At 67.4% G+C, this 16,736-nt stretch carries 15 protein-coding genes; 4 read left to right on the forward strand and 11 right to left on the reverse strand.

All coding sequences use genetic code 11. The features are described 5' to 3' along the window. Positions 1 to 147: 147 nt before the first annotated feature. The 5 genes from KME82_RS21600 to KME82_RS21620 form a co-directional block, all read right to left on the reverse strand. Positions 148 to 2,787 carry an excinuclease ABC subunit UvrA gene (locus KME82_RS21600; RefSeq protein ID WP_215495833.1) on the reverse strand — a complete coding sequence of 880 codons (2,640 nt, stop codon included), beginning with the start codon at positions 2,785 to 2,787 and terminating at the stop codon, positions 148 to 150. A 95-nt stretch (positions 2,788 to 2,882) separates the two neighbouring features. After that, on the reverse strand, positions 2,883 to 3,320 hold the full coding sequence (locus KME82_RS21605) for a response regulator (RefSeq protein ID WP_215495834.1): 438 nt from the start codon (positions 3,318 to 3,320) through the stop codon (positions 2,883 to 2,885). 7 nt (positions 3,321 to 3,327) lie between these two features. After that, positions 3,328 to 3,774: a response regulator gene (locus KME82_RS21610; protein WP_215495835.1), complete on the reverse strand. Its 447-nt coding sequence runs from the start codon at positions 3,772 to 3,774 to the stop codon at positions 3,328 to 3,330. Then, complete coding sequence (locus KME82_RS21615; RefSeq protein ID WP_215495836.1) at positions 3,767 to 5,581, reverse strand: ATP-binding protein; 1,815 nt, start codon at positions 5,579 to 5,581, stop codon at positions 3,767 to 3,769. The genes KME82_RS21610 and KME82_RS21615 overlap by 8 nt, the downstream gene beginning before the upstream one ends. 284 nt (positions 5,582 to 5,865) lie before the next feature. After that, positions 5,866 to 6,603, reverse strand: a complete 738-nt coding sequence (locus tag KME82_RS21620) for a DNA-formamidopyrimidine glycosylase family protein (RefSeq protein ID WP_215495837.1) — start codon at positions 6,601 to 6,603, stop codon at positions 5,866 to 5,868. A gap of 100 nt (positions 6,604 to 6,703) precedes the next feature. On the opposite strand from KME82_RS21620, the gene KME82_RS21625 reads away from it, so the two are divergent. After that, complete coding sequence (locus KME82_RS21625; protein ID WP_215495838.1) at positions 6,704 to 7,462, forward strand: DUF72 domain-containing protein; 759 nt, start codon at positions 6,704 to 6,706, stop codon at positions 7,460 to 7,462. 62 nt (positions 7,463 to 7,524) lie between these two features. Here the strand turns inward: KME82_RS21625 and KME82_RS21630 are convergent, their stop codons facing one another. Then, positions 7,525 to 8,721, reverse strand: a complete 1,197-nt coding sequence (locus KME82_RS21630; RefSeq protein ID WP_215495839.1) for a GAF domain-containing sensor histidine kinase — start codon at positions 8,719 to 8,721, stop codon at positions 7,525 to 7,527. 149 nt (positions 8,722 to 8,870) lie between these two features. Between KME82_RS21630 and KME82_RS21635 the strand changes: the two genes are divergently transcribed. Beyond that, positions 8,871 to 9,785 carry an NAD(P)/FAD-dependent oxidoreductase gene (locus KME82_RS21635; RefSeq protein ID WP_215495840.1) on the forward strand — a complete coding sequence of 305 codons (915 nt, stop codon included), beginning with the start codon at positions 8,871 to 8,873 and terminating at the stop codon, positions 9,783 to 9,785. A gap of 30 nt (positions 9,786 to 9,815) precedes the next feature. Here the strand turns inward: KME82_RS21635 and KME82_RS21640 are convergent, their stop codons facing one another. Then, the gene (locus KME82_RS21640) at positions 9,816 to 10,193 is read right to left on the reverse strand and encodes a hypothetical protein (protein ID WP_215495841.1); all 378 of its coding nucleotides are present in this window, start codon (positions 10,191 to 10,193) and stop codon (positions 9,816 to 9,818) included. Between the two features lie 205 nt (positions 10,194 to 10,398). After that, positions 10,399 to 11,625: a serine hydrolase domain-containing protein gene (locus KME82_RS21645; RefSeq protein WP_215495842.1), complete on the reverse strand. Its 1,227-nt coding sequence runs from the start codon at positions 11,623 to 11,625 to the stop codon at positions 10,399 to 10,401. Between the two features lie 215 nt (positions 11,626 to 11,840). Here KME82_RS21645 and KME82_RS21650 point away from each other — a divergent pair, with 215 nt between their 5' ends. Both KME82_RS21650 and KME82_RS21655 read left to right on the forward strand, forming a co-directional pair. Next, on the forward strand, positions 11,841 to 12,362 hold the full coding sequence (locus tag KME82_RS21650; protein ID WP_215495843.1) for an RNA polymerase sigma factor: 522 nt from the start codon (positions 11,841 to 11,843) through the stop codon (positions 12,360 to 12,362). Next, positions 12,359 to 13,132 carry a hypothetical protein gene (locus KME82_RS21655; protein ID WP_215495844.1) on the forward strand — a complete coding sequence of 258 codons (774 nt, stop codon included), beginning with the start codon at positions 12,359 to 12,361 and terminating at the stop codon, positions 13,130 to 13,132. The genes KME82_RS21650 and KME82_RS21655 overlap by 4 nt, the downstream gene beginning before the upstream one ends. A 195-nt stretch (positions 13,133 to 13,327) precedes the next feature. Here the strand turns inward: KME82_RS21655 and KME82_RS21660 are convergent, their stop codons facing one another. From KME82_RS21660 to KME82_RS21670, 3 genes are all read right to left on the reverse strand, one after another. After that, positions 13,328 to 14,587 (reverse strand): delta-60 repeat domain-containing protein, encoded by a 1,260-nt coding sequence (locus KME82_RS21660; RefSeq protein ID WP_215495845.1) that lies wholly within the window; start codon positions 14,585 to 14,587, stop codon positions 13,328 to 13,330. Between the two features lie 566 nt (positions 14,588 to 15,153). Beyond that, positions 15,154 to 15,942, reverse strand: coding sequence for an NrdJb (locus KME82_RS21665; RefSeq protein WP_215495846.1), 789 nt, complete (start codon positions 15,940 to 15,942; stop codon positions 15,154 to 15,156). 143 nt (positions 15,943 to 16,085) lie between these two features. Then, positions 16,086 to 16,586 carry a hypothetical protein gene (locus tag KME82_RS21670; RefSeq protein ID WP_215495847.1) on the reverse strand — a complete coding sequence of 167 codons (501 nt, stop codon included), beginning with the start codon at positions 16,584 to 16,586 and terminating at the stop codon, positions 16,086 to 16,088. Between the last annotated feature and the right edge of the window lie 150 nt (positions 16,587 to 16,736).

Raw genomic sequence — 16,736 nt, forward strand, 5'->3', positions numbered from 1 at the left:
ACATGATCGTGCGCGGCGATCGGGACGCCGTCGGGGCTCAAGCCCCTCCCACAAAATACTTCGTGGCCGCTCGCGACCTGGCGGCCCCAAGCGCACGCGTTCATTTCGTTCGCGGCATTCGAAGCCGATGCGGACCGACCTTGCGGATCAGCCCAGCACCCGACGCAGATACGGCGCGGTTCGACTGCCCTTGGCGCGAGCGACCTGCTGCGGCGTTCCACTGGCGACGATGGCGCCGCCATCTTCGCCCGCGCCCGGGCCGACGTCGATTACCCAGTCGCTGTCGGCGACCACGCGCATTTCGTGCTCGACCACGATCACCGTGTTGCCGGCATCGACCAGGCCATGCAGTTGCGCCATCAGCTTGTCGACATCGGCCGGATGCAGCCCGGTGGTGGGCTCATCGAGCACGTACAGGCTGTTGCCATGCTGGCTGCGCTGCAATTCGGTGGCCAGCTTGATGCGCTGGGCTTCGCCGCCGGACAGTTCGGTCGCCGGCTGGCCCAGGCGCAGATAGCCCAGACCGATGTCGCGCAACAGAGTCAGCGGTCGCCGCACCGCGTCTTCGTCGGCGAAGAACGCCAGCGCCTCGTCGACCGTCATCGCCAGCACGTCGGCAATGCTGCGGCCGTTCAACACCACTTCCAGCGTCTTCGCGTTGTAGCGACTGCCGTGGCAGGTCGGGCACGGCGCGTACACGGTCGGCATGAACAGCAATTCGACCTGGACGAAGCCTTCGCCCTCGCAGGTTTCGCAGCGGCCCTGCGCGACGTTGAACGAGAACCGGCCGGCGTTGTAGCGCCGCGACTTGGCCAGCGCGGTGCCGGCGAACAGTTTGCGCACGTGGTCGAACAGGCCGGTGTAGGTCGCCAGATTCGAGCGCGGCGTGCGTCCGATCGGTTTCTGGTCGACGTTGACCAACCGCTTGATCGCTTCGGCGCCGCCGTGGATGCGTCCGGCGGTCTTGGCGATTTCGCTGGGCTGCGGCTCGCCGCTGTCGGATTCTTCGACCGGCGGCTCGTGGCCCAGATGATCGCCGACCAGCTCGACCAGGGCCTGGCTGACCAGACTGGATTTGCCCGAACCCGACACGCCGGTGACGGCGGTGAACACGCCCAGCGGAAAACGCGCATCCAGGCCGTGCAGGTTGTTGCGATGCAGGCCGCGCAGTTCCAGCCAGCCGCTCGGCGAACGCGGCGTTCTCGCGCGCTGCGCGGCGGCATCGTCGGCGGCGAACAGATACCGCGCGGTGTGCGAAGTCTTGACCGTGCGCAGGCCATCGGGCGGGCCGCTGTAGAGAATCTGTCCGCCGTTCTGTCCCGCGTCCGGACCCACATCCACCAGCCAGTCGGCGCGCCGCATCATGTCCAGATCGTGTTCGACCACGAACACCGAATTGCCGGCGTGCTTGAGTTGATCCAGCGCGCGGTGCAGCGCTTCGCTGTCGGCCGGGTGCAGGCCGGCGGAGGGTTCGTCCAGCACGTAGACCACGCCGAACAGGTTGGAACGGATCTGGGTCGCCAGCCGCAGGCGTTGCAGTTCGCCCGGCGACAGGGTCGGCGTGGTGCGGTCCATCGCCAGATAGCCCAGGCCCAAGGCCTGCAAGGTCGCGATGCGCTCGACCAGGTCGTGGGCGATGCGTTGCGCGGCGATGCGTTTTTCTTCGGACAGGTCCGGCGTGCGGCGCACGTCGGTGCCGCCGGCGTGCGCCGAACCGCCCGCGGCGACGCGCTTGGCGGTGTCCTGGGCGCTGGCCGCGCGGCTGCGCGTGGTCGCCTTCGTCGGCGCATCGAAGCGCCCGCTCGCGGCCGGCGCCAGCACCTCGGCGATGCGGTTGAGCGACAGCCGCGACAGGCTGCCGATGTCGAGACCGGCGAAGGTCACCGACAGCGCTTCGCGCTTGAGCCGGCGGCCGTCGCAGACCGGGCACGGCGCGCCGCTCATGAAACGCGCGACGCGTTTTTTCATCAACGCGCTCTGGGTAGTGGCGAAGGTGTGCAGCACGTAGCGGCGCGCGCCGGTGAAGGTGCCCATGTAACTGGGCTCGGCCTTGCGACGTACTGCCGCGCGGGTCTGCGCGGGGGTGAAGCCGGCATACACCGGCGCGACCGGTTGTTCCTCGGTGTACAGGATCCAGTCGCGGTCCTTCTTCGGCAGATCGCGCCAGGGCACGTCGACGTCGTAGCCCAGCGTCACCAGGATGTCGCGCAGGTTCTGGCCATGCCAGGCCGGCGGCCACGAGGCGATCGCGCGATCGCGGATGCTCAGCGACGGATCGGGCACCATCGCCCGTTCGGTGACTTCATACACGTAGCCCAGCCCGTGGCAATTGGGGCAAGCGCCTTGCGGCGTGTTCGGCGAGAAATCCTCGGCGTACAGCATCGGCTGCTTCGGCGGATAGGTGCCGGCGCGCGAGTACAGCATGCGCAGCAGGCTCGACAGCGTGGTCACGCTGCCGACCGTGGAGCGAACGTTCGGGGTGCCGCGCTGCTGTTGCAGCGCCACCGCCGGCGGCAGGCCGTCGATCGCGTCCACGTCGGGCACGCCGACCTGGTCGATCAGGCGCCGCGCATACGGCGACAGCGATTCCAGATAACGGCGCTGCGCCTCGGCGAACAAGGTCCCGAATGCCAGCGAGGATTTACCCGAACCCGACACGCCGCTGAACACCACCAGCGCATCGCGCGGAATGTCGACGTCGATGTCCTTGAGGTTGTGCTCGCGCGCGCCGCGCACGCTGACGAACGCGTCGAAGCCGGAAGTGTTGCGAGTGGATTGCTTTGCCATGGATCAGCCGAAGGACGTCTATCGGCGGCCATTGTGCGCGAGCCCGCGTTAGCGCGACATGCAGCGCCGGCGGTTCGGCCGGCGTCGCGCGGACCTCAGCGGCCTGGCGCCCGGGGCGAATCGGTATCGGCGCGTTCGGCCTGGCTCCGGTCGAGGTCGGCATGACGCGGCGTGCGTTGGCCGCGTTCGTCGATCAGGGCCTGCAACTGCATCGGCAACAGCTCCAACCGGTTCTTGTCCCAGACCGTTTCGTCCAGGTGTTCGGTTGCGTCGGCCGTGGCACCGGTCAGGAACACGAACAGGCTGGCTGGCGCTTGCGCGCGCACGATCGCACGCGCGGCCTCGCCGTCGAAGCCGGGCAGGTTGAGATCGCACAGGACGATGTCCGGCGCGAACTCGGCCAGGGCCGCGCGCAGTTGCGGCTCGTTGTCGACCCGGCGACTGACCCAGGCCGCAGGCCAGCGGCCAAGCTCCAAGGTCGCCAGTTCGACGTCCTCGGCGACGTCGTCGACGAACAGCAAGCGCCAGGTCATGGCGCGCTTACCCTTGCACCTTGAACGGCGGTTCGTTGATCACCGCCCAGAACTTGCCGAGCGTGCGCACCGCCTCGAAGAACTGATCCACGTCGACCGGCTTGACCACGTAGGCGTTCACGCCCAGGTCCCAGCTGCGCACCAGGTCGGCCTCCTCGCGCGAGGACGACAGGATCACCACCGGCAACAGCCGCAGTTTTTCGTCCTGGCGCAACGCTTCGAGCACTTCCAGGCCGTCCATGCGCGGCATCTTGATGTCGAGCAGCAGCACCGAGGGATCGCCCTCGCCGCGGTCGGCGTACTTGCCGCGACGGAACAGGTAGTCCAGCGCCTCCACGCCGTCGGTGACGTGCACGATCGGATTGAGCAGGTTGGCCTCGCGCAGGGCGTCGATGGCCATTTCCGCGTCGTAGGGACTGTCTTCGGCGAGCAGGATGGTGCGGATGTCAGTCATGGCCCGAAGGTCCCCTGGCAAGTTCGGTATTGGAAGGAAGGATGAAATGGAACGTGGCGCCCTCGCCCGGCCGGCTCTCGGCCCAGATCCGGCCGTTGTGGCGGGTCAGCACGCGGCGCACGCTGGCCAGGCCGATGCCGGTGCCGGCGAATTCGCTGGCCGAATGCAGGCGCTGGAACACGCCGAACAGCTTGCCGGCGAAGGCCATGTCGAAGCCGGCGCCGTTGTCGCGCACGCTGAAGTGATGGTTGCGTTCGTCGTCGTAGCGGTGCTCGACCTCGATGATCGAGGGCTGGCTGTTGACGCTGTACTTGACCGCATTGCCGAGCAGGTTGAGCCAGACCTGGCGCAGCATGTTCTCGTCGCCGACTACCACCGGCAGCGCCGACAGTTTCCACTGGATGTTGCGGCCGGGCTGGTCCATGCGCGCGTTGGCGTCGAGCATCGAGCGCGTCTCCTGCACCATCGACTGCATGTCCACCGCCTGCAGGCGCATGGCGCTGCGGCCCAGGCGCGAATACACCAGCAGGTCGTCGATCAGGTCGGACATGCGCTTGGCGGAATTGGAGATGACCTGCAGGTAGTGGCGCGACTTTTCGTCGGCGGCCTCGCCCAAGTGACGCTGCAGCTTGTCGGCGAAGCCGGCGGTGTGGCGAAGCGGCGCGCGCAGATCGTGCGAGACCGAGTAGCTGAAGGCTTCCAGCTCGCGGTTGACGTCGGAGATCTGCTCGACCTTGCCCTCGAGCTGGCGATTGAGTTCGTGGATGCGGTTCTCGCCGGCGCGGCGGGCGCTGATGTCGCTGGCGGTGATCATCACCGTGTTTTCTTCGGTTTCCGGCAGCGGCATGCGCCGGGCGTTGATCACCATCACCCGACGCACGCCGTCGTGGGTGATCTGCTCGCGCTCGTAGTCCCACAGCTCGCGGCCGCGATTGAGCACTTCGGCCAGCCGGCGCGTGGTTTCCTCGTCGGCCCAGGCGCCGCCGCCGAGTTCGGTCAGCTTCTGTCGCTCGTCGGGCTCGTCGCGCATGCCGTACAGCTCGCCGAAGGCGACGTTGGCCAGCACCACGCGCAGATCGCGATCGACCACCGCGATCGGCTCGCGCACGGTATCGAGCACCACCGAGGCATGCGCGCTCGCGGTCTGCGCGTCGCGCTCGGCGTTCAAGCGCCGCCGCATCTGGCGCAGGGCGAAGAAGCTGATCGCGGCGAGCACCAGGATCTGCGCGAACACCGCGCCCCAGCGCGTGAGTTCGGTCAGGCGGATGCGCTGTTCGTATTGGGTCTGCCGCTGCGCCAGCAAGTCGCGCTCTTGCTTGATCAGCGCGGCGATCAGCGCGCCGACCGGGTATTGGCTCACCGCCTGGCTGATCCGCTCGACCGGCAGCGGTTGGGCATGCGGCCGGGCAATGTCGTGCATCGACTGCAACCGCAGCCGGACCTGCCCGCGCAACTCGCCCAGGCGCAATTGCTGGCCCGGGTTGTCCTGGGTCAGCCGTTGCAGTTCCTGCAATTCCTGGCTCACGCCCGCGCGGGCGTCGGCGATGCGCCGGTCGAAACGCTCGTTGCGCGGGACGCCGGCGGCCAACGCCAGCGAGGCCGCCTCGACATCGCGGATGTTCTGGCCCAGCGCCTGGGCCCGGGCATCCACCGCGAGGGTGTGCTGGACCCAGTCGGAGGCCTCCACCGCGGACTGGTTGGCCTGCAACAGGACCCAGGCCGGCGCGACCACGATGAGCACGATGACGAACGCCAGCCCGGTGGCCTGCCAGAACGGCGAAAGTCGGTCGACGGAGCGTAGGGGCATGAGTAGGAAGGCCGTCTGGGTGAGGTCGCACCGCGCGGCCATACGCTCCCGAGGCAGGCCGCATCATCGCGTCGAGGCCGGGTTATGTGCAATAGGCCTGGTGTCATGGCACCGCGTCGGCACACTCGGCGGCCCAGGCTGAAACGTTCAGCCTGGTTGTGCGACCTCGCGCCGGTTTGATTCGCTTGCGTTACATGTAGGCGCCGAGCCGGCAGCGCGACCGATGGCGACTGCGGCGGCGGGGAACGTTCGCGAATCGCGACAGGACGATCGACCCGGCGACCCTAGCCGTAGCGTTTCTGGCAGACCTCGCAGAAAAACGCGCGCCGCTTGAACCGGCCCAGGTGCTTGCTGTAACTCAGACGCGCGCCGTCGCGGGGACAGTGGGTCTTGGTATGCACCTGGTAATGCCGCTTGAGTACCAACGCCTTTTTCCAGCGGTAGAAATCGAAACTGTAGTCGCGGGCCTGTTCGATCAGTTCGCTCAGTTTGCGCGGCGGCAGCGCGCCGACCGTGCTGAGCGGATGCACACCGATGCGGTGCAGGACTTCGTTCTTGATGATGTTGCCGACCCCGGCGAAGACGTTCTGATCGAGCAAGGCATCGGCGACCAGTTCGTCCGGGCGCAGCTTGAGTTTCTTGCGCGCCGCCTTGGGGTCCCAGGCCGGGTTCATCACATCGCCGGTCCAGTCGTAGGCCTCGTCCAACGGCCCTTCGATGAACTTGACCGAGCAATTGTAGAAATTGAGTTCGTCGCCGAGCGCGAAGCGCAGGCTCACCCGCGGCGCGGCCGGCCGCTGCTCGTTGATGCGATAACTGCCGAACAGCATCAAGTGGATGCGCAGACTGAAATCTTCGAACTCGATCAGCAAATGCTTGCCCCAGGTGCGCAACGCCACGATGGTGTGGCCGCGCATGCGCTGGATGTCCTGCGCGCTGTTGCCCGCAACGCTCAGCACTTCGCGTCCTGCGAAATCGGCGGCTTCTTCCTTGAGAATGACGATCGTCGGGCCTTCAGGCATGACCGCAGTATCGGCGCGCAAGGTTAGCGATGCGTCAACGCGAATGCATCGTCGCCATGCGATGCTCGTTGCTCACGACATCAAGGCAGTGCCTGCGCGAATGAACGAGTCATCTTCAGCACAACGCACGCGCGTTCGCGTCGGCTGCGCTGGCTGGTCGATCTCGGCCGCGCATCGCGACGGGTTCGGCGCGGGCGACAGCATGCTCGCGCGGTACGCCACGGTGTTCGACGCGGTGGAGATCAATTCCTCGTTCTACCGGCCGCACCAGCGCAAGACCTACGAACGCTGGGCCGCCAGCGTGCCGGCCGATTTCCGCTTTTCGGCCAAGCTGCCCAAGAGCATCTCGCACGAGGCACGCCTGCATCGCACCGGGCCGTTGCTCGAACCGTTCATCGACGAGGTCACCGGCCTGGGCGCGAACCTGGGCGGGCTATTGCTGCAACTGCCGCCGAGCCTGGCGTTCGATGCGCGCACCGTCGCGACGTTCTTGCGCATGCTGCGGGCGCGCTGGCACGGCGGCTGCGTGTGCGAGCCACGCCATGCGAGCTGGTTCACGCCGGCGGCGACCGAGCTTCTGCGCAAGCACGCGATCGGCCGGGTCGGCGCCGATCCCGCGCTCGGCGAGGACGCGCGCGTGCCCGGCGCCGACGGGTCATGGCGCTATTGGCGATGGCATGGCTCGCCGCGGATGTACTACAGCGCCTATTCGCCTTCGGCCCTGGCCGAGCTGGCCGGGCAAGTCGCGGCCACGCAGGACGGCGGCGAGACCTGGGCGATCTTCGACAACACCGCGGCCGGGCATGCGATCGGCGATGCGCGCAGCCTTCAGTCGCTGCTGGCCGCGCGCCGCGGCTAGACCGTTCCGATCGAGCGCCTCGCGGCCGACGCTCGAACGCGGCGGCGGCGCGCGCTCGATGTCTACACCGACTCGCTCGCCGCGACCGCCGGAAAGCGGCAGGTGAAGGTAGTCCCGGCCTGCGGCGATGCGTCGAGGTCGAGCGATCCCGCGTGCGCCTTGGCGATCTGCGCGGCGATATACAGCCCGAGCCCCAGGCCCGCGCGTTGGGTCGCGACGCCGTCGCGCGGGTAAGGTTCGAACTCGGGCGACAGCGCGGCCACCGACGCGATGCCGCCGAAGTGATGCACGCTCAGACGAAACACGTTGCCTTCGCACTGCGCCGTCACCCGGATCGGCCGTCCGCGCTCGCCTGTGCCGATCGCGTTGGCGACCAGGTTGTCGAGCACTCGCACGATCCGCTGCGGATCGCAGAACACCGCGCCGTCCAGGCCGATATCGGCATCGATGGCGCGGCCGGGATGCGCCCGGCGCAAACGCTCGATCGCCGTGCGCAGGCGCTGCGACAGATCCTCGTTGCGGGTGACGGTCAAGGGAATGCCGAGGCCGAGCCGGCCGCAGGCGAAATCCACGATGTCGCTGGTCACATCGCTGATGCGGGTGCAGCTGGCGACCATCTCGGCGATATAGCCGCGATCCTCGGCCGGCAACTGCGGCGATTGGTTTAGCAGGTACAGCCCGGTGACGATCGCCTGCAGCGGATCGCGGATTTCCTGGCCCAGCAGCGCCATGAACTGTTCGCGCAGCAACGCCATCTTCTCGGCGCTGCGCAGCGCTTCGTCGGATTGCTCCAGGCGCTCCTCGATCTCGAGCTGGCGCCCGATCAGTTCGGCGAACAGTTCGAAGGTGCGCAGCACGTTGGGATCGTCGAGATCGGCCGGCACGCTGTCGATCGCGCACAAGGTGCCGAAGAACGAGCCATCGACGCGGAAGATCGGCACCGAGATGTAGCTCTCCAGGCCGTACTGCTTCGGTGTGTGGTGACCGCTGAACAGCGGATGCGCGCTGGCATGGCCGAACACCACCGGCGTGTGATGCTGGCGGATCTCGTTGCAGATCGTCGTTTCCAGTTGCAGCTCGCCGCCGGGCAGCAGGCCGAAACCCAGCTCGTCGCGCACCGCGCAGGCGATCCAGCGGTCCTCGGTGACCTTGGCCACGGCGGTGAAGCGCATGCCGGTGGTGCGGGCCGCGGCTTCGAGAATGCCCGGCACGGCGGTGATCCGCGCGATGGCGTCCAGATCGGAAAGTATCGCGTCCACGGCCACGCTCGGTTCGAAGGACGCCTAGGGTACGCTCGAACGCGGCCGGTATCGCGATCGCATCGTGGTCGCCGAATCGGGCGACGCGATTCGCGAACCCGTAGGATGCGGCTGAACCGTTAACGCTGAATCGGCGACAAGGAAACCCGATGGAACTCCTCGACGTCATCGTGGTGGGCGGCGGGCCGGCCGGCTTGACCGCCGCGACCTATCTGCAGCGCTTTCATCGGCGCTGCCTGTTGATCGACGCCGGCGACAGCCGCGCGCTGCGCATTCCCGAAAGCCACAACTGCCCGGGCTTTCCCGATGGCGTGTCGGGTCCGGAACTGGTCGCGCGCATGCATACGCAGGCGCGCGAGGCCGGGGTCGCGTTCGAATCGGGCAGCGTCGATGCGCTGACCCGGCGCGACGACGGCGGTTTCGTGGTCAGCGCGCGATCGCGGCAATGGCGCAGCCGCGCGGTGATCCTGGCGACCGGCATGCGCGATGTGCTGCCCGACGTCGCCTGGGCCGAGGACGCGATCGCCTGCGGCGCGCTGCGCCTGTGCGCGGTGTGCGATGCGTTCGAGGCCACCGATCTGCGGATCGGTGTGTATGGGCCGCGTCGCGCGGTGGCCTCGCACGGGCGTTTCCTGCGCGGCTACACGAGCCGGCTGGTGCTGATTTCGACCGATCAGGCGTTCGATGCGGGCGATGACGAAGCCTTTGCCGACGGCGCGACGCAGATGCTGGCACCGGGCGGCGAACTGCAGTTCGACGGCCGACGCTGTGCGTATCGCGAACCGGGCGGCACGGTCACCGAACTCGACACGCTGTATCCGTATCTCGGCGTGGAAGCCGAGCATCCGCTGGTCGCCTGCGCCGGAGCCGGCGCCGAGCGCCCCGGCGAAACCGTGGTCGACGCGCATCAACGCACGCGGCTTCCCGGTCTGTACGCGATCGGCGACATGGTCAGCGGCTTGAACCAGATCTCGGTGGCGGTGGGCCAGGCCGCGATCGCGGCCACCCATCTGCACAATGCGCTGCCGTTCGTGCCGCGGCCTGCGCCGGCGTCGATCAGGTAGCGATCGAAGCCTCGGCGATGATCGCGACGCTCAGCGCGGCTTGCGTCGCGACAAACGACTGCGATTGGCCTTGACCGTGCGTGCCACCGGCTTGAGCCCTTCGGCGAGGATGCGATCGCCGGTGGCGAACCAGCCGCTCCACTGCTGCCACGGCGTCGCGCCGGGCATCCAGGCGCTCCATGCCGAGGTGGTCCACGGCGCCATCCAGGCCGCGCCCGCCATCGCCCACCAGCCTTGCATGGCGGCGGCGGATTTCTCCGACACCATCCGGCTCCATTCGCGCTGTGTCTGCGCCGACGGCGGATAGCCGCCCTGCGCGGTTTCCATCAAGCGCTGGGCGATCACCCACGGTGCCGCCTGGGCGATGGAAGCGAGTTGATCGGACGATCGAGTGGGCGTGGGCGACATGGGCAACTCCGGGAATCGAGTTCGCACAGTGCCTGAGGCCTGTGCTGTGGCTGTGACGATGCGGCGCGGATGTGCGGAAACTGCCGCTTTGCGATGAATGGTTCACGAAAACTGGCGGTCGACACGCCAGTCCTGGCCTTTGCGGGACAGGCGTTGGCGCGCCGCTCCGCGCGATCGGTTGACTCGGCTCGCACGTGCCGCGATTTCAGCGCGATCCGTCCCAGAACTTCATGTCCCCGTATTCCCACCGCCACGGCGCCCCGGTCTCGCCGAGCACGAATTCGACCAGCTTGGGAAACGCGGCCTCGGCGCGCACATCGTTCGACAGGATCACCACGCAACGCTGGCCGCGCTCGATGCAGACCAGGGTGTTGGCGGTGGAGTCGTCGTGTCCGCCTTTCATGAAGCCGGCGCCCCGCGGTCCGCGGAACGCGATCACGCCCAGGCCCGCGGCCAGGTCCGCGCGCCGCTGCGCCGCCGACAGTTCGGGCTGCAAGGTCGGAAACTGACTGCGTGTGGTGATCGGCAACTGCGGCCGCGCCAGTTCCGCGCGCATCGCCTTCGACAGGCCGGCGCCACGCACCAGGCCGGCGGCGAACCGCGCCATGTCGTCGATGCTGGTGTCCATCGATCCGGCCGCGCGCACCCGGCCGCGTTCGTCGTGCGGTTCGGCCGCACCGTCCGCGCGCCAGCCATCGGCGAGGTTCGCGGCGAAACGCGGTTGCCAGATCATGCTGGTGTCGCGCATCCCCAGCGGCGCGAACACCCGTTCGCGCATCGCTTCGCCGAGATCGATGCCCAGGCCGCGCTCGATCACGAACTGCAGCAGGATCAGGCCGTCGCCGGAGTAGCCGTAACGCGTGCCCGGATCGAAATGGAACTGCAGTTTGCCGTCGGCCTCAAGGAAGAAGAAATTGGCGAAGCCCGAGCTGTGGGTCAGCAGATGGCGCGCGGTCAGCTTGCGCCAGCGATCGTCGCCGGCCAGGTTCGACCACGGTGCGTAGCGGTCCTCGTCGGGATAGTCCGGCAGCGGCCGGTCGAGATAGTCGGCGATCGGCTTGTCCAGGTCGAGCCGGCCTTCGTCGACCAGTTGCGCGACGAAATAGCCGAACGCGGCCTTGGTCAGCGATGCGCCGTACATCACCGTGTCGGTCCGCAGCGGCTGGCCCTGCGCGTTGCGGCTGCCATAGCTGCGGACCCGGACGACGCGGCCGCGATCGACGACCGCGATAGCGAGGCCGCGCGCCTGGGTCGCGGCCATGGCTTGGGCGGCCTGTGCGTCCAAGGCGTCGGCGCTGGGAACCCGCGCGGCCACCGGGCCTGAAGCGAGCAGCGCCAGCAGGCCCGCGGCGGCGAGCGAGCGCAGCCATGCCAGCCTGCGGGCGGTGAACGGCAAAGCAGCGCGAGCATGCAACGAGGCGGTTGGTGTCATGGCAGTTCTCCTGGAGTCGAACGCTATGACGTGCCGGGCCGGCGGAACTTACATCGCCGCGCCGATCCCGGCCGCATCGTCCGATCGATGTAAGTTTCGCCGCGCCGGCGCGTCTTCCTGGTCGAACGCCCAGCGCAGACCCCTATGCCATGCTTGCCCGGATCAACCCGCTTGCCCGGACCGACCTACCCGCCGGTATCAACTGGAACCCGCCGATGACCGAATCCGTGCCGTCGCCGTCGCCCGAATGGCTGGCCCAGCAGTACGGCCCGCTGGTGTTCAAGGCCGCCTACCGCGTGCTCGGCGACGCGTCGCTGGCCGAGGACGTGCAGCAGGACGTGTTCGTGAAACTGATCGAGAGCGATCCGGTCGACGTCGGCTCATGGCCGGCGTATCTGTCGGCCTCGGCGGTGCGCACGGCCATCGACGTGCTGCGCCGCCGCCAGCGCTGGTGGCGGGTCGTGCCGCTGTGGCGCGCGCAACAACCGCTCGCGTCCGCCTCGGCGGAACAGGCGAGCGTGGAGCGCGAACGCAGCCAGCGCCTGCGCCTGGCGCTGGCGAAACTGCCCAAGCGCGAAGCGCAGTGCTTCAGCCTGCGCTATCTGGAGTGCATGGAGATCGGCGAGATCGCCCGGTCGCTGGCGCTCAGCGAGAACAACGTCAACGTCGTCCTGCACCGCGCGCGGCGCAGGCTGGAAACGCAACTCGGCGAAGCCGCCACGGAGATCGCCCCATGAACCAGCGATTCGATCACGAACTGTCCGCCCCGCTCGCGCAACGGGTGCGCGACGCCGATGCGGTTCCGGCCGATGCGGTCGAAGGCGCGCAGCAGCGGCTGACTCAACGGCTGCGCAGCCAGGCCCGTCCGCGCCGCGTGCAGGCGCCGCGCTGGCTCGCCGCGTCCGCGCTCGCGGCCTTGCTGGTGGTCGCGGTGATGAGCGTGCCGATGCTGTCCGGCGGCGGCGATGCCTTCGCCGCGGTGCAGGACCGCCTGCGTCATTTCGCGCATCTGGAAATGCAGGTCACCCAGCGCATGCAGGGCCGGGTGATCCAGACCTCGCGCACCTTGGTCGACGCGCATGGCGTGCTGCGCACCGACGTGGGCGACCAGCTCAGCATCATCGTCGACCCGCAACGCGGGCGCTTGCTGAGCCTGCTCCACGACTCCAGGCAAGCCTCACTGACCATGCTGGCAAAAGCCGAGGCATCGCCGCAGAGCACGCTGCGTTGGCTGGACGACCTGCGCAATTTCAAGGGCGATGCCACGCGCTTGCCGAACACGCGCATGATCGACGGGCGCCCGGCGCAGGGCTGGTCGTTGCGGGTGCGCGGCATGGACATGGAAATCTGGGCCGATCCCGATGGCCTTCCTTTGGCGATGCGGCAGAAGAACGGCGCCGGGCTCGAAATCGACTACCGCTTCACCGTCGACGGACCGGTCGCACCTGGACGACTGAGCAGCGATCCACCGCCCGGCTACACGCTGGTGGACGCCGATATCGACTAGCGGGCGCGATGTCGTCTGGGGTCGGCTCGGGGCAGCTGAGCGGGTGCCTGGGACAAAGGCCGGCTCGTTTCCACGGCCCCGGTTTACCCGCAACGAGCTGGCCGATGACCAAGGAGCGAGGCCCCCTCCCGCCACAGTGGGCGGGAGGGGGCTTTGCTGATGCTGCCGTTGATACTCGTAGTTTCGAACGGCCGCTTATTGGTAACGCGCAACCACGAAGGCCGCTGGCGAGTTGCCATAGCCCGCCACGACGATTTTGCCGTCGCCCTGTACGGCGAGCCCTTGAACCGCGGCATCCGCGCTGCCGACGGTGGTGGCGACAGGCCCGAAGCTGAGGTCCTGGTTGCCGAACGGGTCGTAGCGATTCAAGGTCAACTGGCGGTAGCTGCCCGCATTGGAGTAGCCGCCGACGACGATTCCTCCGTTGGCATCGATGGCGACATCCTTGCCGATCGCATCGCCGCTGCCGATGGCGCTGAGGACCTTGCCGGTGCCCGATCCGAAGTAGCTGTCGAGCGCGCCGGCGCTTGTGTATCGAACGGCGGCGAATCGGTAGTAGTCGGCGCTCGTGCTTTTCGCGTAGCCGGCGGCGACGATGTTGCCGTCGCCTTGAATCGCCAGCGACGTGGCGATGGCGGAGTTGCCGGCGGACGTGCCGCCCACATTGGTCAGCACTTTGCCGCCGGTACCGAAGGTGGTGTCCAGCGCGCCGCTGGTGGTGTAACGCGTCAACGCGAATACGGTGCCGCCGCTCGACGCGTAACCGGCCAGCACGGGTTTGCCGTCCGCCTGGATGACCAGGCCGTTGGCGAGGGCCGAGCCGGTGCCAACCGTCGAGGTGACCGTACCCGTACCGCTGCCGAAGCTGTAGTCCAAGGCCCCGCTGCTGGTCAGGCGCGCCAGCGCAAAGCCGGAACCGGCATAGCCCGCCACCCAGATCGCGCTGCCCCGCACGGCGACGGCGTAGGCCTCCGAAGCGCCCGCGTAGAAATTGACGGTCGCCTTGCCCGAGCTGCCGAAAGTCGTGTCCAGCGAACCATCCGTGTTGTAGCGATAAACCGTGAAGTTGCGGGTGGAGGTGAAGTTCGGGCACGAGGTGCCGGCAACGACGATCTTGCCGTCGGACTGCAGGGCGAGTGCGCGCGCCTGTCCCGAGCAACTGCCCGATGGCGTGGTGGCGACCTTGCCGGTGCCGTTGAAGCTCGTATCGAGCGCGCCACTGGTCGTGTAACGCGCCAGCGCGAACTCGCCGAGCGCGGTCTGCCCGGCGGTGACGATCCGTCCGTCGGATTGGATGACGACCCGGGCGGCGGCACCGTAGCTGCCGAATGCGGTGGAAGTGATGCCTGCCGAACCGAACGCGGGGTCCAGGGATGCGGCCAGTGCGGGTGCTGCAAGCGCGCTGACGGCGCTGATGGCGATGCCGAGCGATACCTTCATCGTGTTGCTGATCATTGCTGGTCCTCCTTGTTGACGGTGGTTAAATCCATTTGGGGTTCAACTCAGTTCACCGTCGCTTGCTGGGCAGCGGCGGGGTGATGAGTGCGCAATATTTTGAAGACGACGGCCAGCGCGGTGTCGCTTGCCAAAGGTATCCGTGCCTGATGACAGGTAGCGCGCAAGTAGCCGTACGGCGCGGCGTGAGTGGATCGATCGCCCTGACGGTCCGTTCCCGTAGCCGCACGTCCCATGCACTGGACCAGCGTCGCCCCATCGCCCGTTTCTCGGTCCAGAACATGCTTGTGTGCGCGATGGTCAGCAGGCGTCGGATTCTGCGCGGCCATTCGGCGGATGCCCCCTTTTGCCTAGTTTGCACCAGGCATATCTCCGTCATTGAGACGTTCCGCGGACATGGAATACCCAGCGGTTGGGAGCACTGAACTCCGACCGTTCACAGCCACCACGGTCGGCTTCGAGAACAAGCAGTCGCCAAAAGAAATGGGGCTCCGGAGAGCCCCATTTAGGTATCAGCATCTTCTAGCACTCGCACAAGCGATTTCGCGATTACCGCGTCATCGCCCTCAACCGCACTTTGAATACCCGCAGTTCAAGCAGGTCGCGCAGCCGTCCATCAGGACCAGCGCCTTGGTGCTGCACTTGTGGCAGACCGTGGCCGAAGGCGGGAACGAGGCGCCGTCGCCGGTGACGCTGACGTCCTCCACGCGCGGCTCGATCACGGTGATCGATGCCGACGCGGTTACCTCAGTGTTTTTTTTTGAGCCGCGCTGCTCGTAGGCGGCGCGCTTTTCGGCGATCAGCGCGCGCTGGGAATCGCTCATCTCCGGGTCGTGGATCATGCCGATCGACTTGAGGTGGTCCTCGACGATGGCGCCCATCTCGGCCACCAGGGAGGGCATGTACACGCCGCCGGCCTTGAAGTAGCCGCCGCGCGGGTCGAACACGGCCTTCATCTCGTCGACCAGGAAGGTCACGTCGCCGCCCTTGCGGAACACCGCCGACATGATGCGCGTGAGCGCCACGATCCACTGGAAGTGGTCCATGTTCTTGGAGTTAATGAAGATCTCGAACGGGCGGCGCGATTCGTGTTCGGTGCCGGCGTTGAGCACGATGTCGTTGATGGTGACGTACAGCGCGTGCTCGAACAGCGGCGATTTGATCTTGTAGGTCGAGCCGATCAGGATCTCGGGGCGCTCGATGCGCTCGTGCATCTGGATGACGTCGGCGACCGGCAGCTCGACCGGCGCGTTGCGCGCGGCGGCGGCGGCTTCGGCGGCGCGGGCGTCCTTCGCCTTGTCTTCCTGGCTGATGACGCTGTAGCCCTTGATTTTCTGTTCGATCTTGACGGCCATGGGCCCGACTCCTGATTGCGGCGGTGCGTGTTCTTGTGCGGGTGTTGCGGAACTTGCGGGGATGGGGCGGCGCGCGATGCGCCCAGTGCCCTCACCCCAGCCCTCTCCCGCGAGCGGGAGAGGGAGGGACGGTTGCGACCGAGTTACTTGGCGGCTTTCTTCGCAGCCTTCTTGGCGGCCTTCTTCGCAGGCGCCTTCTTGGTCGCCTTCTTGGCGGCGGCCTTCTTCACGGCTTTCTTGGCCGGCGCCTTCTTGGTCGCGACTTTCTTGGCCGCCTTCTTCGCGGTCTTCTTCACGGCCTTGACGGCTTTCTTGGCCGCCTTGACCGCCTTCTTGGCGGCTTTCTTCGGCGCAGCCTTCTTGGCGGCCTTCTTCGCCGCCTTCTTGGCCGGCTTCTTGCCGGTGGCCTTGTCCTTCAGCGCGGTGGCTTCCTTCTTGGCCTTGGCGCTGGCGGTGGCGAGCTTCTTCTTCGCCGTGCCGACGGCTTTCTTGGCGGCCTTGCGGGCCTTGGTCGCGGTCTTCTTGACCGAGGCCACGGCTTCCTCGGCCCGGGTCGCGATCGCGCTGCCGAGGTTGGATGCGGTTTCTTTCACGTTCTCGGCAGCCTGGGTCAGGGTCGCCGTCACTCCATTTCCGTTGCTCATGATGCCCTCCTGATGGGCGTTCTTAATCGCGGTACGTGAGCGTTACTTGCAATCGGGGGGTGTTACCGGAGCGATGCTATACCTGCTGCGCGCGGCTAGACAGTGGCCGCTCGTCGGTTCGCTGCGCGCGCGCGTGATTCGATCTGGAAA

The organism is Lysobacter capsici, from assembly GCF_018732085.1.
Classification (GTDB): Bacteria; Pseudomonadota; Gammaproteobacteria; order Xanthomonadales; family Xanthomonadaceae; genus Lysobacter; species Lysobacter capsici_A.